At 64.4% G+C, this 22,573-nt stretch carries 21 protein-coding genes and 1 pseudogene; 14 read left to right on the top strand and 8 right to left on the bottom strand.

What is annotated here, in order from left to right:
* Nucleotides 1-17: 17 nt before the first annotated feature.
* On the bottom strand, nucleotides 18-893 hold the full coding sequence (locus SO140_RS00525; RefSeq protein ID WP_449379814.1) for an S-methyl-5'-thioadenosine phosphorylase: 876 nt from the start codon (nucleotides 891-893) through the stop codon (nucleotides 18-20).
* A 266-nt stretch (nucleotides 894-1,159) separates the two neighbouring features.
* Nucleotides 1,160-1,432 carry a phosphopantetheine-binding protein gene (locus SO140_RS00520; RefSeq protein ID WP_449379813.1) on the bottom strand — a complete coding sequence of 91 codons (273 nt, stop codon included), beginning with the start codon at nucleotides 1,430-1,432 and terminating at the stop codon, nucleotides 1,160-1,162.
* 340 nt (nucleotides 1,433-1,772) lie between these two features.
* On the opposite strand from SO140_RS00520, the gene SO140_RS00515 reads away from it, so the two are divergent.
* The 4 genes from SO140_RS00515 to SO140_RS00500 all read left to right on the top strand — a co-directional run bounded on the left by SO140_RS00515 (nucleotide 1,773) and on the right by SO140_RS00500 (nucleotide 5,823).
* A complete protein-coding gene (locus SO140_RS00515; protein ID WP_449379812.1) occupies nucleotides 1,773-2,993 on the top strand; it encodes an acyl-CoA dehydrogenase family protein in 1,221 nt (406 codons plus the stop codon).
* A 79-nt stretch (nucleotides 2,994-3,072) separates the two neighbouring features.
* A complete protein-coding gene (locus SO140_RS00510; protein ID WP_449379811.1) occupies nucleotides 3,073-4,053 on the top strand; it encodes an amino acid--[acyl-carrier-protein] ligase in 981 nt (326 codons plus the stop codon).
* Nucleotides 4,054-4,089: 36 nt separating this feature from the next.
* Nucleotides 4,090-4,965 carry an acyl-CoA acyltransferase gene (locus SO140_RS00505; protein ID WP_449379810.1) on the top strand — a complete coding sequence of 292 codons (876 nt, stop codon included), beginning with the start codon at nucleotides 4,090-4,092 and terminating at the stop codon, nucleotides 4,963-4,965.
* A gap of 237 nt (nucleotides 4,966-5,202) precedes the next feature.
* Entirely contained in the window at nucleotides 5,203-5,823 is a 621-nt protein-coding gene (locus SO140_RS00500; protein WP_449379809.1) for a class I SAM-dependent methyltransferase, read from the top strand.
* 223 nt (nucleotides 5,824-6,046) lie between these two features.
* Here the strand turns inward: SO140_RS00500 and SO140_RS00495 are convergent, their stop codons facing one another.
* Nucleotides 6,047-6,934, bottom strand: coding sequence for a branched-chain amino acid aminotransferase (locus tag SO140_RS00495; RefSeq protein WP_449379808.1), 888 nt, complete (start codon nucleotides 6,932-6,934; stop codon nucleotides 6,047-6,049).
* A 148-nt stretch (nucleotides 6,935-7,082) separates the two neighbouring features.
* Here SO140_RS00495 and SO140_RS00490 point away from each other — a divergent pair, with 148 nt between their 5' ends.
* The 5 genes from SO140_RS00490 (at nucleotide 7,083) to recQ (ending at nucleotide 13,491) form a co-directional block, all read left to right on the top strand.
* Nucleotides 7,083-8,018: an alpha/beta hydrolase gene (locus SO140_RS00490; protein ID WP_449379807.1), complete on the top strand. Its 936-nt coding sequence runs from the start codon at nucleotides 7,083-7,085 to the stop codon at nucleotides 8,016-8,018.
* A 196-nt stretch (nucleotides 8,019-8,214) separates the two neighbouring features.
* On the top strand, nucleotides 8,215-9,516 hold the full coding sequence (locus SO140_RS00485) for an O-acetylhomoserine aminocarboxypropyltransferase/cysteine synthase family protein (RefSeq protein ID WP_449379806.1): 1,302 nt from the start codon (nucleotides 8,215-8,217) through the stop codon (nucleotides 9,514-9,516).
* A 12-nt stretch (nucleotides 9,517-9,528) separates the two neighbouring features.
* On the top strand, nucleotides 9,529-10,524 hold the full coding sequence (metA, locus tag SO140_RS00480) for a homoserine O-succinyltransferase MetA (RefSeq protein ID WP_449379805.1): 996 nt from the start codon (nucleotides 9,529-9,531) through the stop codon (nucleotides 10,522-10,524).
* Between the two features lie 110 nt (nucleotides 10,525-10,634).
* Entirely contained in the window at nucleotides 10,635-11,378 is a 744-nt protein-coding gene (locus SO140_RS00475) for a polysaccharide deacetylase family protein (protein WP_449379804.1), read from the top strand.
* 247 nt (nucleotides 11,379-11,625) lie between these two features.
* Nucleotides 11,626-13,491, top strand: coding sequence for a DNA helicase RecQ (gene recQ / locus SO140_RS00470; protein WP_449379803.1), 1,866 nt, complete (start codon nucleotides 11,626-11,628; stop codon nucleotides 13,489-13,491).
* 209 nt (nucleotides 13,492-13,700) lie between these two features.
* Here the strand turns inward: recQ and SO140_RS00465 are convergent, their stop codons facing one another.
* Nucleotides 13,701-14,717 (bottom strand): 1-aminocyclopropane-1-carboxylate deaminase, encoded by a 1,017-nt coding sequence (locus SO140_RS00465; protein ID WP_449379802.1) that lies wholly within the window; start codon nucleotides 14,715-14,717, stop codon nucleotides 13,701-13,703.
* Between the two features lie 163 nt (nucleotides 14,718-14,880).
* Between SO140_RS00465 and SO140_RS00460 the strand changes: the two genes are divergently transcribed.
* Nucleotides 14,881-15,345: an Lrp/AsnC family transcriptional regulator gene (locus tag SO140_RS00460; RefSeq protein WP_449379801.1), complete on the top strand. Its 465-nt coding sequence runs from the start codon at nucleotides 14,881-14,883 to the stop codon at nucleotides 15,343-15,345.
* A gap of 59 nt (nucleotides 15,346-15,404) precedes the next feature.
* On the opposite strand, the gene SO140_RS00455 is transcribed toward SO140_RS00460, so the two are convergent.
* Genes SO140_RS00455 through SO140_RS00445 form a run of 3 tightly spaced genes read right to left on the bottom strand, consistent with a single transcriptional unit; the run spans nucleotide 15,405 to nucleotide 19,177 of the window.
* Complete coding sequence (locus SO140_RS00455; RefSeq protein ID WP_449379800.1) at nucleotides 15,405-16,712, bottom strand: citrate-proton symporter; 1,308 nt, start codon at nucleotides 16,710-16,712, stop codon at nucleotides 15,405-15,407.
* Between the two features lie 27 nt (nucleotides 16,713-16,739).
* Nucleotides 16,740-18,200, bottom strand: coding sequence for an NAD(P)-binding domain-containing protein (locus SO140_RS00450; RefSeq protein ID WP_449379799.1), 1,461 nt, complete (start codon nucleotides 18,198-18,200; stop codon nucleotides 16,740-16,742).
* The gene (locus tag SO140_RS00445; protein WP_449379798.1) at nucleotides 18,197-19,177 is read right to left on the bottom strand and encodes a LysR family transcriptional regulator; all 981 of its coding nucleotides are present in this window, start codon (nucleotides 19,175-19,177) and stop codon (nucleotides 18,197-18,199) included. The genes SO140_RS00450 and SO140_RS00445 overlap by 4 nt, the downstream gene beginning before the upstream one ends.
* Nucleotides 19,178-19,263: 86 nt before the next feature.
* Between SO140_RS00445 and SO140_RS00440 the strand changes: the two are divergent.
* From SO140_RS00440 to SO140_RS00430, 3 genes and pseudogenes are all read left to right on the top strand, one after another.
* Nucleotides 19,264-20,420: pseudogene (locus SO140_RS00440) on the top strand (PLP-dependent cysteine synthase family protein).
* A 17-nt stretch (nucleotides 20,421-20,437) separates the two neighbouring features.
* A complete protein-coding gene (locus SO140_RS00435; protein ID WP_449379817.1) occupies nucleotides 20,438-20,908 on the top strand; it encodes a CMD domain-containing protein in 471 nt (156 codons plus the stop codon).
* Nucleotides 20,905-21,477 (top strand): peroxidase-related enzyme, encoded by a 573-nt coding sequence (locus SO140_RS00430; RefSeq protein WP_449379797.1) that lies wholly within the window; start codon nucleotides 20,905-20,907, stop codon nucleotides 21,475-21,477. The genes SO140_RS00435 and SO140_RS00430 overlap by 4 nt, the downstream gene beginning before the upstream one ends.
* Before the next feature lie 18 nt (nucleotides 21,478-21,495).
* Here the strand turns inward: SO140_RS00430 and SO140_RS00425 are convergent, their stop codons facing one another.
* On the bottom strand, nucleotides 21,496-21,693 hold the full coding sequence (locus SO140_RS00425; RefSeq protein ID WP_449379796.1) for a hypothetical protein: 198 nt from the start codon (nucleotides 21,691-21,693) through the stop codon (nucleotides 21,496-21,498).
* Between the two features lie 219 nt (nucleotides 21,694-21,912).
* On the opposite strand from SO140_RS00425, the gene SO140_RS00420 reads away from it, so the two are divergent.
* Complete coding sequence (locus SO140_RS00420; RefSeq protein WP_449379795.1) at nucleotides 21,913-22,473, top strand: carboxymuconolactone decarboxylase family protein; 561 nt, start codon at nucleotides 21,913-21,915, stop codon at nucleotides 22,471-22,473.
* Nucleotides 22,474-22,573: the final 100 nt, after the last annotated feature.

The raw sequence follows: 22,573 nt of genomic DNA, 5'->3' as shown, positions 1-22,573 counted from the left end.
GCGTTCTGCCTTTCGTCCTACGCGCGGAGCAAGCGCCCCGCCACGGCATCGAGCTTCTTCAAAAGCTCGGGATCGCGTGCCTCGGGCGCGGTGATCAGCGCCGTATCGAGCGCGCGGTCCGAGCCGATTGGACACGGCTGGTGCTCGCGCGGAAAATCCTTTGCCAGACGCGCCACCAGCGCCTTGGCCTTGTCCGCGTTCGAGGTCAGCACACGGATGATATCCTGCACGGTGACGGCGTCGTGATCCGGATGCCAGCAATCGAAGTCCGTCACCATGGCGACCGTGGCGTAGCAGATCTCCGCCTCACGGGCGAGCTTGGCCTCGGGCATGTTGGTCATGCCGATCACGGAATAGCCCAGCGTCTTGTTGGTCATGCTTTCCGCAAGCGTCGAGAATTGCGGCCCCTCCATGCAGACATAGGTGCCGCCGCGCGCAATTGCGATGCCTTCGGCTTCGGCCGCGGCTGCGAGATGGATACGCAGCCGCGGTGAGACCGGATGCGCCATCGACACATGCGCGACGCAGCCCTTGCCGAAGAACGAGCTCTCGCGCTTGTGGGTGCGGTCGACGAACTGATCGATCAGCACGAAGGTGCCGGGCGGCAGTTCCTCCTTGAAGGAACCGCAAGCCGAGAGCGACACCAGATCGGTGACGCCGGCGCGCTTCAGGACGTCGATATTGGCGCGATAGTTGATGTCGGAGGGCGACAGGCGGTGGCCCTTGTCATGCCGCGGCAGGAACACGATCGGCAGACCGGCGATGGTGCCGCGCCTGACCGGCGCCGACGGCTCGCCCCAGGGACTGCTGATCACCTCTTCGTGCGCGCCCTCGAGCCCCGGCAGGTCGTAGATGCCGGAGCCGCCGATGATGCCCAATACCGCCTGCGCCATGCCTGCTTCACCCCGTCCGCGATGTGCAACGTGGTTAAGCTATGCCAGTTTTGGGACGGATTTGGAACGGGGATGGTGGGGGTAGTGACGTTGCAAGCTAGCGTGGGCGCTCGCCACACATTCGATGTCGTCCTGGCGAAAACCAGGACCTATACCGCGGAATCTATCGATAGTTGATGGTGGCAGTTCCGAACGACTTGTCTTCGTCAAACTGCTCCCTGGGGTTATGAGTCCTGGCTTTCGCCAGGACGACCCCGTGGGGGCGGCTACGCCGCGGTCGCCGGCTGCAACTGGCTCGCCACCATCCGCTCGAGCGTATCGACCGACTGGAAATTCTCCGGCGTGATTTCGGATTGCGGGATGGTGAAGTCGAACTCGGCTTCCACGCCGAGCATCAGGTTGACCATGTCCATCGAGGTCAGGCCGACATCGACGAGGCGCGCGCTCGGCGTGAGGTTCGTAGCAAGCGAATTCTGTTCGAGGATGCCCTTCACCAGCTTGATGATGCGATCCCGCACATCGGTATCGAACGCCTGCATCTGCAATATCCCACTCTGATAAGGTCCGGACCACCGTCTACGATGGGCATGACGGGCCGATCCTGCAACGGGCGCGACTCTTAACTCCCGTTTCTTAGTAAACGATGACTCAGATTGACTAAAACTCGTGCTTCCTCTGATCACTAACGCGTTCACGAAAAGTAGGGGGCTGCGAAAAACCAAGCCTTAACTGCTCGTTCCGAATTAAGCCTTGTTTACCTTCAATTTCGTCGACGAATTTGAATTAAATCCGTAAGCCTCTGGGCCAAGCAAACATGGTCGGATGATCGGCATGGCGTGACCGTACCGATCTCGAACGACGAATCGGAGGCGGACCATCATGAACGTGCGCGAAGCGGCCCTTCAACCTGTCGACGATGCCCAGGCAAGCTTTCTCGAGCACAGCCCTTCTCTGGTCGAGCGCGCCGCGCGCGTGGCGACGGTGGCGGCCGGCGAAGCCGAGGGCGTCGATCGCGACGGCCGCTTTCCCCACAAGGCATTCGACGCCGCGCGCGAGCAGAAACTGCTCGGCGTGATGATCCCGGTCGAATTCGGCGGCTTCGGTGCCTCGATCTACGACGTCACCGACATCTGCTACACGCTCGGGCGCGCCTGCGCTTCGACCGCAATGATCTATGCGATGCATACCACCAAGGTCGCCTGCGTAATCCGGCACGGCCACGGCATTCCCTGGATGGAAACCATGATGCGCCGGGTCGGCCGCGACCAGTGGCTGCTCGCTTCCTCCACCACCGAAGGCCAGAACGGCGGCAACATCCGCGCGAGCGCGGCCGCGGTCGATCATGAAGGCGACATGATCGCGTTGACGCGCGATGCCACCGTGATCTCCTACGGCGCCGAGGCCGACGGCCTCGTCACCATCGCGCGCCGCACGAGCGATGCTGTCGCCTCCGACCAGGTGCTGCTGGCGCTCGCCAAGGATGACTATTCGCTGAAGCGGACGCTCGGCTGGGAAACACTCGGCATGCGCGGCACCTGCTCGACCGGCTTCGAGCTGAGGGTCGACTGCCCCGCGGACCGCGTCTTCCCGGAATCCTACGACAAGATCCACGCGCAGACGATGACGCCGTTTGCACATCTGTGCTGGTCGTCGGCCTGGGCCGGCGTTGCCGCTGCCGCCGTGACGCGCGCGCAGGCATTCGTTCGCAAGGCGGCGCGGGCCTCCGGCGGGCAGATGCCACCGGCGGCCGCCCATTTCACCGCCGCGAAGATGTCGCTGGCAAAACTCCGCGCGCTGATCGCCTCCAATATCGACACCTTCGCCCATCATGAGCATGACGAGCGCGCGCTCGGCTCGCTCGACGTCCAGTCCTCGATCACGCTCCTCAAGGTGCAGGCCTCCGAGCTTGCGGTCGAGACCGTGATGCACGCGATGCGCACGACCGGCCTTGCCGGCTATCGCAACGACGGCGACTTCACCATGGGCCGCCACCTGCGCGACGTACTGTCCGCGCCGATCATGATCAACAATGACCGCATCCTCGCCAATGCTGCGACCTCGACCTTGATGAGCGGCGTGCCGGCAAGCCTTAGGGACTGATAAGCCTTCGCGACTAACGAGCCTTCGACGAACCTACGCGACCAACAAGAAGAATTGCAGATAACAGGAAGTTTTGGCCATGAACGTTGCCGTTCTCCCGACCTCGCCCGACACCGCGCCGCAAGCCATCGATCCGCTCGACCATCTCACCGACGTGCTGTTCCACCGCATGGGTTCGGACGGCGTCTACGCTCGCACCGCGCTCTATGAGGATGTCGTGGAGCGGCTCGCCGCGCTGATCACGCGGCACCGTGAGGCCGGCACCGAGGTGATGCGCTTTCCGCCGGTGATGAGCCGGGCGCAGCTGGAAAAATCCGGCTACCTCAAGAGCTTCCCGAACCTGCTCGGCTGCGTCTGCGGCCTGCATGGCACCGAGCGCGAAATCAACGCCGCCGTGAGCCGCTTCGATGCCGGCGGCGACTGGACCACGTCGCTGTCGCCCGCCGATCTCGTGCTGTCGCCGGCAGCCTGCTATCCCGTCTATCCGATCGCGGCGAGCCGCGGGCAGCTGCCGAAGGGCGGCCTGCGCTTCGACGTCGCCGCAGACTGCTTCCGCCGCGAGCCGTCGCGTCATCTCGACCGGCTGCAGTCGTTCCGGATGCGCGAATATGTCTGCATCGGCAGCCCCGACGACGTCGCCGATTTCCGCGAGCGCTGGATGGTGCGCGCGCAGGCAATCGCCCGCGATCTCGGTCTCACCTTTCGGGTCGACTATGCCAGTGATCCCTTCTTCGGCCGCGTCGGCCAGATGAAGGCCGTGAGCCAGAAGCAGCAGCAGCTCAAGTTCGAGCTGCTCATTCCGCTGCGCTCGGAAGAGCAGCCGACGGCCTGCATGAGCTTCAACTATCATCGCGAGCACTTTGGCACGACCTGGGGCATCCAGGACGCCCACGGCGAGCCCGCCCACACGGGCTGCGTCGCCTTCGGCATGGATCGCCTCGCTGTCGCGATGTTCCACACCCACGGCACCGATCTTGCCGCCTGGCCCGCCAAGGTGCGGGACATCCTGGGCCTGTCGCCGCATGTGACGACTGACGTCCATGTCGAAGGCTGGCGCTAAGCGACGAGGCCGATCATTTCCACGGGCAAGACGAGCGTGATCCATACCAAGGTCCGATGCCGCGAGATCACGGAGTCCGATGTCGACGCCATCGCGGACCTCTTGACGCGCGGCTTCGTCGGCCGCACGCGCGACTATTGGATCCAGGGCCTGCGCAGGCAGGCCTTCCGGCCCGTGCCCGAGGGCTACCCGCGCTTCGGTTACATGCTCGACAATGACGGCATGCCGGTCGGCGTGCTGCTTCTGATCTACACGGCGCGCAAGGATGGCGAGGCCATCGCCATCCATTGCAACCTGTCGAGCTGGTATGTCGAGCCGGCGTTCCGTAACTACGCGCCGCTACTGACCAAGATCGCGCAGCGGCACAAGGACGTGACCTACCTCAACATCAGCCCGGCGGTGTGGACCTGGCCGATCATCGAGACCCAGGGATTCAGGGCCTATTGCCGCGGCCTGTTCTTCTCGGTGCCGGTGCTGTCGCGCGTGCCGCGCTGGACCAGGATCGAGGTGATCGCGTCGCACGCCAAGCAGATCGAGGGCCTCGACGAGGTCGAGACCGAGCTTTTGACCCGGCACGCGCGCTACAACTGCCTGAGCCTTGTGGTCCGCACGCCGAAGGGTGTATTCCCTTTCATCCTGCAACCGGTGCGCATCCGCCGCGGCTGGATCGCGCCGCCTGCGATGCAGCTGATCTATTGCCGCAGCATCACCGAATTCGTCACCTGCGCCGGTCGCATCGGCCGCCTGCTGCTGCGGCTCGGCAAGATCTCGGTCATCGTCGATTCCAACGGCCCGATACCCGGCCTCACCGGCGTCTATACCGAGCGGCGCGGCCGCAAATACTTCAAGGGCCCGCACCAGCCGCAACTGGCCGATCTCACGGATACGGAGCTCGTGCTGTACGGGCCGTAGGCCGCAGCGGGCGGCAAGAGACCGCAAGCCTGGCCTCGCTCTCCATTGTCATGCCCCGGCTTGACCCGGGGCATCAAGTACGCCGCGTTGTCGCGGTTCAATCACAGGCGCCTCGGAGTACTGGATCGCCCGGTCAAGCTTCGGGCGATGACGGCGGGGTGTGTGGCGAGTTCGTGCATTCACGGGGCAATGGCACGACCGACGTGGTAAGCTCTCGCGATCACGGGAGCCGCCGTCATGTCCGAGCGCAGCACGCATTGGGAAAAGGTCTACACGACCAAGGGCGAGACCGAAGTGAGCTGGTTCCAGGAGAGCCCGGCGATCTCGCTTCAAATGATCCGCGCAGCGAGTCCAGGCCATGGTGCCGCCATCATCGATGTCGGCGGCGGCGCATCGCGGCTCGTTGATACGCTGTTGCGGGAGGGCTATCGCTCCATTGCGGTGCTCGATATCTCCGCCCATGCGCTGGACGCCGCAAAGACGCGGATCGGCGCTGCCGCCGCTGATATCGACTGGATCGTTGCCGACGTCACGACATGGCGGCCGGCACGCTCATACGACGTCTGGCACGACCGAGCCGCGTTCCATTTCCTGACCGAGCCCACCGATCGGGCGGCGTATATCGATCGCCTGCGATCGGCAGTGCGCGAGGGCGGTCACGTCATCATCGGCACCTTCGCGCTCGACGGTCCCGAGAAATGCAGCGGCCTGCCCGTACAACGCCACGACGGCAACAGTCTCGCCGCAGAGCTCGGCCCGGATTTCGCGCTGCTGGAGACGCGTCACGACGTCCACCGTACGCCCTGGGATTCGACGCAGGCGTTTCAGTTCAGCCGCTTTCGGAGGCGCAGCCAATAGCGTCGGTCATGCCACGCGAAGGCGGGGCATCCAGTACGCCGCGGCTTCTCCGTATTCGTCACAGCCTCTGGAATACTGGATCGCCCTGTCCCGTCTCCGCCAAGGCTCCGACGAGGCTTGCGAACTCGGCTCGCCGAGGCTTTAGCGGAGGCGGCAAGGCCGGGCGATGACAGCGGAGAGCAAGGCGAGCTCGCGCCCGATCGTCATGTGAGCGCAGAGAATCCTACGCCGCGAGCTTCACGGCATGCGCGAAGTCCCAATAGAGCTTGCGCGCTTTGGTGTAGAACGGGCCCGGCTTCAGCTCGCGGTCGTCGATGCGGATGACGGGGGCGACCTTGGCGAAATTGCCGCTCGAGAAGATCTCGTCGGCGGCGACGAAATCGGCATAGCGCAAGGTCTTCTCGATCACGGTGACGCCGTCGGCACGCAGCAGGCCGATCACGCGCTGGCGCGTGATGCCGTTCAAAAAGGTGCCGTTCGGCGCCGGCGTGAAGACCACGCCGTCTTTCGCCATGAACACGTTGGAATTGCCGAACTCCGCGACATTGCCGAGCATGTCGAGCATCAGGGCGTTCTGGAAGCCGCGGGAGGCCGCCTCCGCGAGCGCGCGCGAGTTGTTCGGATAGAGGCAGGCCGCCTTCGCCTCGACCGGCGCGCATTCCGCCGTCGGCCTTCGGAAGGGCGACAGCGTGATCGCGTTGCCGACCAGCTTCGGCATCGGCGCCTCGTAGATGCAGAGGCACCAGTTGGTGGTTTCAGGGTCGAACAGCACGCCGCCACCCGAGCCGTTCTGCGCCCAGTACATCGGACGAATGTAGAGCTCGGCCTTCGGCGCAAAGCGCGCAATGCCTTCGTGCGCGAGCGTCATCCATGTGGCGGTCTCGACGACTGGCTTGAGGCCAAAATTGATCGCGGATTGATTGGCACGGGCGACGTGGCGATCGAGATCGGGCGCAACGCCTTCGAACGCGCGGGCTCCGTCGAACACGACCGAGCCGAGCCAGGCGCCATGCGTGCGCGGTCCCATGATCGGTACGTTGCCTTCGTGCCACTTGCCTTCAAAGAAAGTCCAGCTCGCCGAGTATTCGATGGATTTTGTGCTCTCGGCCATTAGCCAGCCTCCCCTTACCGTGATGCCGCAATATGCGTCACTATTGGCCGAATTCCTAAAGGATTTCCTGCTTGGAACTTGACCGACGGGGCTCGATTCTGGATTGCTGATCCACAGATTCAAGGCAGCGATCCCGAGAGAACGCCCCATGCCGCTCGATCCCCTTGCGAAGCGCTTGTTGACCATGATGGCCGCGGCCGGGCCGGCGGCGCGCGCTCGCCCGAGCGTCGAGGGACGGCGGCAGTCGCTGGCGAAGCTGATGCAGTTTGCGCGCGCGGAGGCTCCTGGCGTTGCGACGTCCGACGGCACGCTGCCCGGCCCCGGCGGTGAGCTGGCCTACCGTCTCTATGCGCCGGAGAACGCGGCACCGCGAGCTCCGGGCTTCATGTTCTTCCATGGCGGCGGGCTCGTCGCCGGCAGCATCCAGACCCATGACCGCATCGCCGCCGGCATCGCGCACGTGACCGGTTGCCGCCTGGTATCGGTCGACTACCGCCTCGCGCCCGAGCACAAATTTCCTGCCGCGATCGACGACGCGATCGCGGCGACCGAATGGGTGGCGCGAAACGCTTCGCTCCTCGGCATCGACGCCGAGCGGCTGGTGATCGGCGGTGATTCCGCCGGCGCAACGCTTGCCGCCGTCGTGTGCCAGGAGGCGACGCAGAACGCCGGGCTCTCCATCGTCGCGCAATGCCTGATCTGCCCGGTGCTCGATTTCGAGGAGACCTCGCCCTCGCGCGAGGCCTTCGCCGAGAATCACCTGATCGATCGCGTCACGATCGACGCCGATCTCGCCGATTATCTGCCGGACGGGACCGACGCCGCCGATCCGCGCATCTCGCCGCTCCGCGCGACGCGACTGGCCGGTTTGCCACCGGCGATCATCCACACCGCCGAGTTCGACCCGATGCGCGACGAAGGCAACGCCTACGCGCGCAAGCTGCTGGCGGCCGGCGTCGTCGTCGAGCATGTCTGCCACGATGGCATGGTTCACAATTTCCACGCCATGGGCGCGATCCTGCCGCAGGCGCAGCTCGTGCTCTCGCAGATCGGCGAACAGGTCCGGCGGGCGGTCTCGAAGTGACGAAGGAGCGTTCGCAGACTGCGCCGGCAACCTGATTCAAATTTTAGCTAATTCGGCATCAATCGTTAGGGTTACTTCGTCGATCTCTAGACGAATTATTGCCCGCTTTACCACCCGCCTCTAACACGAGGACGGCGGATAACGCACATCCACTGACGTGCCCAAAAGTGCGACCCGCTGGACGCGAAGGTGGACGATGCGCAACGAAACGATCGCTATTCACGCCGGCTACGAACCAGAAGCGACCACGCATGCGGTCGCCGTGCCGATCTACCAGACTGCGGCCTATGCGTTCGACAGCGCCGATCATGGCGCAGCTCTCTTCAATCTCGAAGCGGAAGGTTATCGCTACAGCCGTATCGCCAATCCGACCACCGCGGTGCTGGAGAAGCGCATCAGCGAGCTCGAAGGCGGCGTCGGCGCGCTTGCGGTCGCAACCGGACAGGCGGCGCTGCATTTCGCCTTCGTCAACATCGCCGATCATGGCGGCAACATCGTTTCCGTACCGCAGCTCTACGGCACCACGCATACCTTGCTCTCCCACATCCTGCCGCGCCAGGGCATCACGGGCCGCTTCGCTGAGAGCGATAAGCCCGAAGCGCTCGCGCGCCTGATCGACGAGAGCACGCGCGCGGTGTTCGCCGAGACCATCGGCAATCCTGCCGGCAATGTCTGCGACATCGAGGCGCTGGCGAAGATCGCACATGCCCATGGCGTGCCGCTGATCGTCGACAACACGGTGGCGACGCCGATCCTGCTCAAGCCGTTCGACTACGGCGCCGACATCTCCGTGCATTCGCTGACGAAATTTCTGGGCGGCCACGGCACCACGCTCGGTGGCGCGATCGTCGATTCCGGAAGTTTTCCCTGGGCGCAGCGCGCCGCACGTTTCCCGGCCTTCAACACGCCCGACGCGTCCTATCACGGACTCGTCTATGCCGAGCGATTCGGCAAGACCGCCTTCATCGAGCGCGCGCGCAGCATCTATCAGCGCACCATGGGTTCGGTGCTGTCGCCCTTCAACGCCTTTCTGCTACTCCAGGGTATCGAGACCGTGGCGCTGCGCATGGAGCGCCACGTCGAGAACGCACGCAAGGTCGCGGAATTCCTGCGCGCTGATCCGCGCGTAGCCTGGGTCAACTATGCCGGCTTCCCGGACAGCCCATATTACGCACTGGTGCAGAAATATCTCGCCGGCAACGGCTCGTCCCTGTTCACCTTCGGTATCAAGGGCGGCATGGAGGCCGGCAAGGCGTTCTATGACGCGCTGAAGCTGATCACGCGACTCGTCAACATCGGCGATGCAAAATCACTCGCCTGTCATCCGGCCTCGACCACGCACCGCCAGATGTCAGCGGAGCAGCAGCGTGCCGCCGGCGTGCTGCCGGAGACGATCCGCCTCTCGATCGGCATCGAGCATATCGCCGACATCATCGAAGACATCGACCAAGCGCTGGCAAAGGCCTGCCCGTCGAAACGGCTTCAAGCTGCGGAGTAGACGGCAGCGCCGATGACCATCTTGATCGACAAGGATCAAGGTATTTTGAGCCCGGCCCTGGTGCCGGCGCTGGAGGACGCGCGCGGTGACGGCCGCGAGATCACCATCGGGCTGATCAACAACATGCCGGATCCGGCACTGAAGGCGACCGAGCGACAGTTCATGAAGCTGTTGCAAGCCGCCGGGCGCGGGCGCCGTATCCGCTTCCAGCGTTTCTCGCTGCCCTCGGTCAAGCGTTCGCCGGAGGCGCGCTGGCATGTCGAGAGCGAATATTCCGATCTCTCCGATCTGACGCGGCAAAGATTCGATGGGTTGATCGTGACCGGCGCCGAGCCGGTCGCGCCCGATCTCGACCAGGAGCCCTATTGGCGCGATCTCACCGACATCATCGACTGGGCGCGGACCAATACGCGCTCGGCGATCTGGTCGTGCCTTGCCGCGCATGCAGCGGTGTTGCATCTCGACCGGATCGTGCGGCGGCCGCTTGCCGTCAAATGCCACGGCATTTTCGACTGCGAGACGATCGCGAACGATCCGCTCACGCGTGCCGCGCCGGCGCATCTCAAAGTCTCGCACTCGCGACTGAATGAGGTCGCGGAAGCCGACCTCACCAAGCATGGTTACCAGGTGCTGACACGCTCGGCAAAGGCGGGCGTTGACGTTTTCGCCCGGCAGTATGCCAGCCGGTTCGTGTTCTTCCAGGGCCATCCCGAGTATGACGCGTTGTCGCTGCAGCGTGAATATCTGCGCGATATCGGCCGTTTCCTCGCGCGCGAGCGCGAGGCCTATCCAGCGCTACCCACGAGTTATTTCGACGCGGCGACCGAGGAGAAGCTCAGCCGCTTCGAAAAGCGCGCTAGGCATCAGCGTCATCCGGCAATGGCGAGCGAACTGCCTGCGCTGAATTTGCGCGGCGATATCGCCGCCGGCAGCGCTGCTGCCGTGCTTTTCAGGAACTGGCTCGATTTTCTCGCCGAGGATGCCGCCGCACCGCTGTCTCTGCGCTGAAGGGCGGGGTGGTTTCCTCGTTAGGCATAACGACTTGTACAACTTGCGTTCGGCCAAGGGCGGATGGTTCATTGCTACCGCCCGTTTGGGAAATACAGGGAAACAACCTGGTGTGGTCGGCAATCAACGGACGCGTAAGCAATCGGCTGGCTCGGCATTTTGCCGTGATGCCGCATCGGCTGCCGACCCACGCGCCGATGGTCAGCTTCACCTTCGATGATGCTCCCGACAGCGCCGCGAGCCGTGGCGCCCCCATGCTGGAAGAGTATGGCGGCCGCGCGACCTTCTATCTGGCCGGCAGCCAAATTGGCCAGAAGTCCGATCACTGGCTCGGGCTGTCCAACGACGCCATCCTGCGGCTTCATGATCGCGGCCACGAGATCGCTTGCCACACCTTCTCGCATCGCCGCGCGGTGGATCTCGACGAGGCCACGCTGGCGCGCGAGATTGAGCTGAACCGTAACTATTTTCACGCGCTCGATCCGACGATCAAGCTCGAGAACTTTGCCTATCCGTATGGTCTCGCCTCGATCTGGCGCAAGCCGCAGCTCACCAAGAGCTTCCGCTCAGCACGCGGGATCCTTCCCGGCGTCAATCGCGACGTCATCGACCTGCAGTTCCTGCGCTCGTCTCCCCTGGTCGACAAGGATATCGATGTCGGCGGCGTCGATCGCTATCTGGACGAGGCCCTGGCCAGCGGCGGCTGGCTGATCTTCTACGGCCACGACGTCGTCAATCGGCCGAGCCCCTATGGCTGCACGCCGTCGCTGTTGCACCACGCGTTGAAGGCGGCGCAGAAGCGCGACGTTCCGATCGTGACGGTCGCTGAAGCCCTACGCCGAATTGGGGCGTAGCACACTTCTTCCCTTCTCCCCTTGCGGAAGAAGGTGGCGCGAAGCGCCGGATGAGGGGGGCTCTCCGCGCATCACATTGCGCCAGATCCACGCGCGGAGAGAAACCCCTCACCCGCCGAGCTTCGCTTGGCACCTCTCCCACAGGGGGAGAGGAGAAGAGCGTCCGTTCCGCGCAAACACCCTTGCCACCGCCGCCTCGCCATGCCACTGCCGTTGACCGAATCTCACGGCCCGGACCGACACGCCCATGTCCGCCCCCTCCACCGCCCCGCAGACCGCGCCAGCCGAGGGCCGCGACGCGCTGTCGGTGCTGCATTCGGTGTTCGGGCTCTCCGGTTTCCGCGGTGCGCAAGGCGAGATTATCAGGCATGTGACAGCAGGCGGCAATTGCCTGGTGCTGATGCCGACCGGTGGCGGCAAGTCGCTGTGTTACCAGTTGCCGTCACTGTTGCGCGAAGGCTGCGGCATCGTGGTGTCGCCTTTGATCGCGCTGATGCGCGACCAGGTCGCGGGCCTGATCGAATCCGGCGTCAACGCGGCCGCGCTGAACTCCTCGCTGACGCCGCAAGAGGCCTCCGAGGTCGAGCGGCGCCTGATCGCCGGAGATCTCGACCTGCTCTATGTCGCGCCCGAACGGCTGGTCACGCCGCGCTGCCTGTCGATGCTGGCGCAGGCCAGGGTCGCGCTGTTTGCGATCGACGAGGCGCACTGCGTCTCGCAATGGGGCCATGATTTTCGTCCTGAATATGTCGCGCTCTCGGTCGTCGCCGAGCGCTTTCCCGACGTGCCGCGGATCGCGCTCACCGCCACCGCCGACGAGTTGACGCGCAAGGAGATCGTCGAACGGCTGCAACTCGCGGACGCGCCGCAATTCGTCTCCAGCTTCGACCGGCCGAACATCCGCTACGAGATAGTCGATAAGCGCAATTCCGTGGCGCAACTGAAGGAGTTCATCAGGGAGCGCCATGCCGGCGATGCGGGCATCGTCTATTGCCTGTCGCGCAACCGGGTCGAGGAGGTCGCTGCCGCCTTGAGCGATGCCGGCATTCCGGCGCTGCCCTATCATGCCGGGCTCGACGGCAGCGTACGCTCGCGCAACCAGGATCGTTTCCTGAACGAAGACGGCATCGTCATCGTCGCGACCATCGCCTTCGGCATGGGCATCGACAAGCCGGACGTGCGCTTCGTCGCGCATCTCGACCTGCCCAAGAGCATTGAGGCCTATTACCAGGAGACGGGGCGCGCCGGCCGCGACGGCAATCCGTCCGCCGCCTGGATGGCCTACGGCCTCTCCGACATCGTGCAGCAGCGCCGGATGATCGACGAGTCCGCCGCTTCCGACGCGTTCAAGCGGGCATCGATCGGCAAGCTCGACGCGCTGGTTGGGCTTGCCGAGACGGCGCATTGCCGCCGCAGGCGGCTGCTTGCCTATTTTGGCGAGACGGTTACGGCGGAGAGTTGCGGCAATTGCGACAACTGCCTGACACCGCCGCAAATGCGCGACGGCAAGGTGCTGGCGCAGAAGCTCTTGTCCTGCGTCTATCGCACCGGACAGCGCTTCGGCGCCATGCACCTGATCGACGTGTTGGTGGGACGTTTGACCGAGAAGGTGACGCAGTTCGGCCACGACAAGCTGTCGGTGTTCGGCATCGGCCGCGAGCTCAACGAGAAGCAGTGGCGCACGGTGCTGCGGCAATTGGTGGCGATGGGGCACCTGCAGAGCGACAGCGAGGCTTTCGGCGCGCTGAAGCTGACGGAGTCCTCACGCGGCGTCTTGCGCGGCGAGACGGAAGTCTGGCTACGCGAGGAAGCCCCTGGCTCGCGCATTCGCGCCAGCCGCGCAAAATCCCGCCGCGGCGACCTTGCACCCGCCGCTAGCGCGCCACAGGGCGACGTTGATCCCGAATTGCGCGCACGCCTGCGCGCCTGGCGCTCCGAGGTCGCCCGCGAGCGCGGCGTGCCCGCCTATGTCGTGCTGCATGATGCAACGATCGACGGCATCGTGCGCGCCTGGCCCACGACGCTGGACGAGCTGCGCAACGTGGCCGGCATCGGCGACAAGAAGCTCGAGCATTACGGCGAGGAGCTGCTGCGGCTGGTCAGGACGCGATAGAGCGCGCCATATTTCCGCTGTCATCCCGGACAAGCGCAGCGAAGCGGAGCGCTGATCCGGGATCCCCGCGCGAGCGCTTGCGCTCGTCGCGATGACCACAGGGCGGAGTTGCGCGAGCTGGCAACCCAGAGTCTTCGCCAAACCACTGCCTGATGGGTCCCGGCCTTCGCCGGGACGACACCGGCAGGAGGGCGCGATCCGGGCCGACCTCAGCCGTTGCGGAACGCGTAGGCGTAGCCGTTGAGCGCGGGCGCACCGCCGAGGTGGGCGTAGAGGATCTTCGCGCCCTTCTCGAAATAGCCCTTCTTGGTGAGGTCGATCAGGCCCTGCATCGACTTGCCCTCGTAGACGGGGTCGGTAATCATGCCTTCGAGACGCGCGGTGAGGCGGATGGCTTCCTTGGTCTCTTCCGACGGCACGCCATAGGTCGGATAGGCGTAGTCCTCGACCAGCACGACGTCGTCTTCGACGATCTCCTTGCCGAGTTCGACGAGTTTTGCCGTGTTCTGCGCGATCGAAAGAACCTGTGCCTTGGTCTGGCTAGGGGTGAAGGAGGCGTCGATACCGATCACTTTTCGCGCACGGCCGTCCGCGGCGAATCCAACCAGCATGCCCGCATGGGTCGAGCCGGTGACGGTGCAGACGACGATGTAGTCGAACTTGAAGCCGAGGTCCTGCTCCTGCTTGCGCACCTCTTCGGCGAAGCCGACATAGCCGAGGCCGCCATATTTGTGCACGGAGGCGCCGGCCGGAATCGCGTAGGGCTTGCCGCCCGCGGCCTTCACTTCATCGATCGCCTGCTCCCAGCTCTTGCGGATGCCGATGTCAAAGCCGTCCTCGACGAGACGTACATCAGCGCCCATCACGCGCGACAGCAGGATGTTGCCGACGCGGTCGTACACGGCGTCCTCGTGCGGCACCCAGGCTTCCTGCACCAGGCGGCACTTCATGCCGATCTTGGCCGCGACAGCGGCGACCATGCGGGTGTGGTTGGACTGCACGCCGCCGATCGACACCAGCGTGTCGGCATTCGAGGCAATGGCATCGGGAATGATGTATTCGAGCTTGCGCAGCTTGTTGCCGCCATAGGCAAGACCGGAATTGCAGTCCTCACGCTTGGCATAGATCTCGACATTGCCGCCGAGATGCTTCGACAGCCGCTCCAGTTTCTCGATGGGGGTCGGCCCGAAGGTCAGTGGATAGCGCTCGAATTTTTCCAGCTTCATGCGAAATCATCCCGATCTGGCGTTGAACTGAAGGGAGGAACTATCACTCCTCAGATGAAATGTGCTCTCGAATATTGCGCTAGACTTTCACCGAGTCTTGCACTGCAGCCGCATGATGATATCTTTTCTCTCATAATATATCTCAAAAACGGAATTATCTTCCATGTCCGGAAGACTCGATCGCACCGACCTTAAGATATTGCGATTGCTGCAGAATAACGGCCGGCTCAGCAATGCGGAGCTGGCCGAAACGGCTGCCATCAGTCCCGCCACCTGTCATCGCCGCACCCAGCGCCTGTTCGAGGACGGCTTTATCGCCTCGGTGCGCGCGATGGTCGCGCCGAAGAAGGTGGCCAAGGGCACGCTGGTGATGGTCGGCGTCGTGCTCGACCGCTCGACGCCGGAAAGCTTTGCGCTCTTCGAGCAGGCGGTGGCGAAGCTGAAATGCGTGCTCGACTGCCACCTCGTCGCCGGCGATTTCGACTATTTCCTGAAAATCCGGGTCGGCGACATGGAGGACTTCAACCGCATCCACGCCGAGCAGCTCATCGCGCTACCGGGCGCGCGCCAGACCCGCACCTTCTTCGTGATGAAGGAGGTCGTCGACAACGCACCGCTGGAGTTCTAGAGCATGATCCGGAGCGCGATGAGATCCTCATCTCATCGCGCTTTGAGCGGCGCGCGGCGTCACGAGACCTGTTCGGCGACGCGCTCCGCCACGGCCACGCCCCGCTCGCTGTCCTCGGGCCGCATCGCGATCACCGAGATCAGGCCGAGGCCGACGCCGATCATGACGTAGAAGATCGGCGCGAGCGGAGAGCCGGTGAGCGCGATCAGCCAGGTCACGAAGAACTGGGCGAAGCCGCCGAAGATCAGCACCGCGACATTGTTGACGATCGCAAGCGCGGTCGAACGGACGCGGATCGGAAACAGCTCGACCAGCGTGGTGCAGTAGACGCCGAGGAAGAACGCACTGAAGAAGCCAATCACGACCTGGGCAACCAGGAGCTTTGCGATCGACGGCTCGGAGATCACCCAGGCATAGAGCGGATAGAGCGAGACGAAATAGCCGGTGAGCGAGGCGAGCAGCAGCGGCTTGCGCGGATAGCGGTCGGACACGGCGCCAGCGATGGGGACGACGACCACCATCACGATCGCCGCGATCATCTGCACCAGAAAGCTCTGCATCAACGGCAGCTTCAGCACCTCCTTGGCATAGGTGACGGTGTAGCCGAACGTGACGTAGAACGAGACGGCGCTCGCGACCACCATGCCCATGCCAATCAGGAAATTGCGGCCGGGATGTTTCAGGGCGGCGATGAAGTGCTCCTTGTGCACGGCCGCCATGTTGCGCCGGGAGGCTTCGGGCTCGACGACCTTGGCGCGCATGTAGAGCAGGATCGGAACGATGACGAGGCCGACGAAGAACGGAATGCGCCAGGCGCCGGCCGCGAGCTGCTGCTGCGTGAACGTCAGCGTGAGGATGGCACCGAGCACTGCGCCCAGCACGTTCGCCATGAGCTGGCCTGCGATCTGCCAGGAGCCGTAGAAGCCGGTGCGGCCGGCAGGAGCCGCCTCGATCAGATAGGCGGTCGAGGTGCCGAACTCACCCCCGACGGAAAAACCCTGCAGCAGCCGCGCCAGCAGCACGATCAACGGCGCGGCGATACCGGCCGTCGCATAGGTTGGCGTCAACGCTAGTAGCGCGACCGAGAGCGCCATGATGCCCATGCCGAGCGTCATCGCCGCCTTCCGCCCCTTGCGATCGCCGAAATAGCCGAGCACGAGACCGCCGACCGGCCGCATGAAGAAGCCGGTGCCGAACAGCGCGGTGGTGAGCAGCAGCGCGTTGATCTCGCTGCCCGGGACTTTCGGGTCGACCGGAAAGAACAGGTTCTTGATGACCGGCGTCATCAGCGCGAACACCGTGAAGTCGTACCATTCCATCGCATTGCCGGCGATCGCTGCCACGATGGCTTTTTTGTTCGTCTGCATCTCGCGCTTGCCTGTCCGGTTGCTGGGTTACTCGGCGGGTTGGTGGGTGGCGTCGGCGTCGATCCATTCGTCGCCGAGAATTTCGGCCGTGGCGAACGCCTTGAGATTGGCGAAGTGGATCTCGCGATCCTCGACAAAGAGGCGACGGACGATGCCGCGTGCGAGCCGGTCGGCGCCTTCGCTGATCGCGGGGATGTCGCCCGAGAGCTTGCCGTGGCTGAGCGTCGCCGGATAGTTGAAACAGTAGAGCCGCGACAGCATTGGACAGGCGCCGGCTACCCTCTCCTGAAATTGGAAGACGTCGCCGAGATCGGGCGAGCCTTCCAGCTCGGCATTGTCCATGCCCACAGGCGTCGGGCAGCGATCGCGCCAGAAGCGGATATGCGGTGCGAACTCCCTAAGCTCAGGCCGTAACGCGAGGTCGACCTTGAAGCCGGTGCCGAAGATCATGAAGTCGGTCTCATAGCGCCCCTTCGGCGTCGTCACGACAAGGTGGTCGCCCTCAATGACGAGATCATCGATCGGACTTGCCAGGTGGAAATGCGCATGCGGATAGGCGGAGACGCGCAGCACGCTCTGGCGCGGTGGTGGCGTCTGCGCCTTCAGCGTGTGATCGAGGAAGCGCCATTTCCACGCGTCGGACAGGCCTGCAAAGCCGTGTACGACGCCCTGGCTGCCAATGCCCGTGAACTTGTTGATGCGCGGAATATCCGCGCGCCGAATGAAGAGATCGAGCCGCGCGGCGCCGCTCTCCAGCGCGACCGCCGCATTGTCCATCGCGGATGCGCCCGCGCCGACCACGGCGACACGCCTGCCCCGCAGCTTTTCGAAGTCGATCGTATCGGAGGAATGCGCCCAGAAGCGTCGGTCGATGCTGTTCGCCAGCGGCGGCACGTAGGCGCCGCCGAGACCGTCGCGTCCCGTCGCCAGCACGACATGGCGGGCCAGGATCTTTCGCGGCGCGCCACCTTCGCCGACATCAAGCTCGAACAGCTCGTCGGCACGCGCGCGGATGCGCTCGACCGTCACCTCGTTGCGGATCGGCAGGTTGAGCACCTTGCGGTACCAGACGAGATAATCCATCCACATCGTGCGCGGCGCGCGGTCGAGCGTCCTCCAGGCGTCGCGGCCGTATTGCGCTTCATAGAACGCGCGGAAGGTCAGCGCCGGCATTCCCATCGCGGGGCCGGTCAGCTCCTTTGGCGAGCGCAGCGTGCGCATCCGCGCGAACGTGACCCACGGTCCCTCCTCGCCGGCGCGCGCACGGTCGAGCACCAAATGGTTGTCGACGCCAAGCCGCTTCAACATGGCCGATGCAACGAGGCCCGCCATGCCGGCACCGACGATCACGACGTCGACGGTGGCCTCACCGTTCACGACGCGACGTGGCACCCAGGATTTGGCCGGCAGTTCCAGCCACGAAAGGTCCTGCTTGAGTCGTTCTTCGAGCGCCGCAAGGCCGGCCGCGTTTGGCGTCATCATCGTCATGAATTGGCTTTCTCGAATTCGCCGGCCGCCTCATCGGGCTCGAGGCTTGCGGCCGCGCCGCTGTGCAGCTTCGCGCCGGGCATCAGCGCCACCGCCGCGCGTAGTGCGTCGTTGAGGGAGACGACCGTCGGCGTCAGCTCGCGTCCGGTCGGCGAGAGCGCGGCAAACAGGAAGGGAATAACGACATCCAAGCGCCGGGTGACGACGCCTTCCACCGGAAGGCTCGACGTCAGCACCGGCTCGACGATGGCGACACCGAGCGACTGCTTGGCCATCGCGATCGCGGTCATCGAGGAATTGGTGTCGATGACCTCCGCAGGCAGCACGGCCTCGCGTTCCAGCGCCTCGTCCACCCGGCGGCGCAGACGGTAGGGATTGGCCATCGTCAGCAGACGGGCGCCGCCGAGATCCTTGAGCCGGATCACCTTCTTCTTCGCGAGCGGATGATCCATCGCCAGGCAAGCGACGCACGGCACCTCACAGACCCATTGCACGTCGAGGCCGGGATGCTGGACCGGCAGGCTGGCGAGCCCGAAATCCACCGATTGCGACAGCACCGACTGCACGACGTTCTCAGCCGAGAGCGCCTGCACATGGACCTGCCCCGGCAGCAGCTCGCGCTCCAGCGCGGCAAGCGCGGCCGGGACGAAGCCCGCGGCCAGCGCCGGGATCGCCGCGAGACTCAGTACAGGCAACGCACCGGCGCCGATCGCGTTGGCGCGCTGGCGGATGTGTTTCAGGCCCATCAGGAGCCGTTCGACCTCGGCATGAAACAGCACGCCCTTCGGCGTCGGGCTGATGCGCGGACCGTTGCGGGAGAACAGGAGGTAGCCGACATCGGCCTCGAGGTCCTGGATCTGGCGCGTCACGACCGGCTGCGAGCGGCCGAGCAACCGCGCCGCGCCGGTGATGCTGCCGGCCGACATCACCGCCGCGAAGGCCTCCAAGAGCCGGATGTCGATAATTTCATTGTTCATGGGCAGCGCGCTTGCATTATTCGGATATAGCATGAACAATATTTCTTGATGCGCAAGAAGAATTATGAGAGATTTTTGCCATGCCGATGGAGCCAGTCCCTTTCCGCCACCAAAACCCGGTCGGACCGGCCTACAGGCGCGGCTGGGTGGACGAGGCCGTTGCGGCGATCGAGGCCGATCAGTGCCGCTCGGCGGATACCCACCTGATCCGCCTCATCATGCCGGCGCTCGCCGGCATCGACATCTATCTGAAGGATGAATCGACCCATCCGACCGGCAGCCTGAAGCATCGCCTCGCGCGTTCGCTGTTCCTCTACGCGCTCTGCAACGGTCACATCGGCGAAGGTACGCCAGTGATCGAGGCGTCATCGGGATCGACGGCGGTCTCGGAAGCCTATTTCGCGCAGATGATCGGCGTACCCTTTTATGCGGTGATGCCGCGCACGACCTCGGCGGAGAAGATCGCCGCGATCGAGCATTATGGCGGCAACTGCCATCTGATCGACGACGGCCGCGCGCTTTATGCGGAGGCCGCCGCGCTCGCCGCGCGCCTGAACGGCCACTACATGGACCAGTTCACCTTTGCCGAGCGCGCCACCGACTGGCGCGGCAACAACAACATCGCCGAGTCGATCTTCACCCAGCTCAAGGGCGAGCCACGCCCGGTGCCGGACTGGATCGTGATGGGCGCCGGCACCGGTGGCACCTCGGCAACCATCGGGCGCTATCTGCGCTATCGGCAATACCAAACGCGACTCTGCGTCGCCGACGTCGAGCATTCCGCCTTCTTCGAGTGCTTCCGGACCCAGGATCGCACGCAGACCTGCGAGCGGCCCTCGCTGATCGAAGGCGTCGGCCGTCCGCGTTGCGAGCCATCCTTCGTGCCGGGCTCGTCGACCGCATGATGAAGATCCCGGACGCCGCGACGATCGCGGCGATGAATTTGCTGACGCGCCGGCTGCGCCGTGCGGTCGGCGGCTCAACCGGAACCAATTTCCTGGCGCTGTGCCGGCTCGCCAACGAGATGCGTAACGCGGGTGAGACGGGTTCGCTGGTCACGCTGATCTGCGATTCCGGCGAGCGCTACCGTCAGACCTACTATGAGCCACAATGGCTCGCCGCGCGTGGGCTCGATCCCGCGCCGTATGAAGCCGAGTTGTCGGCCTTCCTGGAGACGGGCAAGCCGCTCAGCTTTACGGTCGCGGATGTCGCAAACCCACGGAACTCACGAGGTGGTGCGTGACCACGCTGATCGAAACGATGGCCGGCGTGCCCGAGGGATCGCGGCTTAATCAGGCGTTGAAAACGCGCGCTGAGATCCTGCGCCTGAGTGAAGCTGCGCATGACGCGGTGCTGCTGCCGCGCGAACCCGGCGGGCTGAGCCACGGCCTGCGCGCGGCGCTCGCGGCGCGGATGTGCCGGCATGTCGGCGATGCCGCCCTGACTGCGCACTACGAATCCTATCTCGCGCATTCGCATGATCTGGATGTCGCCACCCTCGCCGAGCCCGGCGGAGCCTGCGGCGATGCGCTGAACGACGCCATGGCGCGCCACGCCGACCTCCTGACGCTCTCCCCGCGCGAGGCGACGCGACAGGACGTCGAGACGCTGAAGGCCGCCGGGGTCAGCGAGGCCGACATCGTGCGGCTGTCTGAACTCGCCGCTTTCGTGAACTATCAGTTGCGGGTCGTTGCCGGCCTGAAACTTCTCAAGGCAGTCGAGGCCAGATGAGCGAGGTCGTTCACAGCTTCACTGCCACGATCCCGACCTGGTCGCCCTACGTCACCCCGGTAGAGCTCGCCTCCGCAACGCCGGAGCAGCTCGCGGCGATGAAAGTCACGCCGTCGAACAAGGGCGTGTCGCCTTACGTGCTGACGCTGGCGCATGATCCGGAATCGCTCGAGGTCCGCTCGCCGCTGTTCAACATGATCATGTACGGCAAGGATGGCCTGTCCACTGCCGAGCGCGAGCTCGGCGCGCTCAGCGCCTCCATCGTCAACCGCTGCATCTATTGTGCTGCCGTTCACGCCTCACGCTTCATCGGCCTCACGGGGCAGAACGATGTGGTCGAGGAGATCTTTGCCGGCGAGCGCGACGCCAGGCTGGAGGCGCGACAGCAGGCACTGTTCGATTTCGCCACGAAACTATCGACGACGCCGATCGAGGCTACGACGGACGACGCGCGCAGATTGGCGGACGCTGGCCTCAGCGGGCTCGAACAGCTCGACCTCGTGCTGTCGGCCGCGATCTTCGGCTGGGCCAACCGGCTGATGCACACACTTGGCGAACCGGTGGCGTAAGCGGTTCAACGAGCAAAATCAGTCTTTAGCTTGGATATTGAGCATTGGAGCGAGAATATCGGTCCACAAAAGATGGGCGCCCACCGTAGCCACCGTGACCCCGCCAATGACGAACCAAAGATAGATCTTGCTGCTGAAGAACAATTGGAGGCCCGCGACGTACAGACCTCCAAGCAGCATCACAATGGCCAAAGCGAAAACCAGAACCTTTCTCATCTCAAATCCATTTAGCAAGAAGCTTATTGTCCAAATTGGCAGACCCAGGACACGGGCGCCTCAATTCGTTGTGCGGCCTGCGACTCCCGCCAAAACATAGCACGGTTGCAGCGGCGCCTCCATGCCACCAGGATCGCGACGCGCATGTCACGGCAACTTCACTTGCCTTGCGCCGCTGCCCGGGCAACGTTCGGCACTCCCTGAACGAGGAGAGCTGCCATGCGCCTTCCCATTCTCGATCCGAAAGAGCTGACCGCCGAGCAGAAGCCGCTGTATGACGACATGCGAGCGGGCATCAAGGATCATTTCAAGGGCTTTGTGAACATGCGCGAGGACGGCGCGCTGCTCGGCCCGTGGAATCCCTGGCTCCGCGAACCGCGTTTCGGCAGGCCGGTGTGGGATCTGGTCAAGGCGATCGCATCGAATCCGCTGCTGCCGGCGCCGGTGCGCGAGGTCGCGATCCTCGTCACCGGCTCGCATTTCCGCTCCGGCTACGAACTCTATGCCCATGTGCTGGTCGCCGAGCAGCGCGGCCTGTCGGATGAGAAGCTCGCGACCATCGTGGCCGGCCAACGGCCGGTCGACCTGACCAAGCAGGAAGCCGTCGCCTACGACATGGCATCCGCACTGGTGAGCGGCGGCGTGCTGCCCGAGTTGACCTGGCGCGCCGCGGTGAAGGAGTTCGGCGAGCACGGCGCAGCCGAATTGTCCTATCTCGTCGGTGTCTATTGCATGGTCTCGGTCACGCTGAACACGTTCGATGTGCCGGTGCCGGATTAGTCTTACTGCGTCACAAGACCCTCATGGTGAAGAGCGCGGAGCGCGTCTCGAACCATGAAGGCCCGGATATCACCCGCGGCCATCCTTCGAGACGCGCGTT

The sequence above is a fragment of the Bradyrhizobium sp. UFLA05-108 genome, from assembly GCF_059803455.1.
Note: the sequence above shows the minus strand (reverse complement) of the source record. Positions and strands in the feature narration are given on the sequence as shown.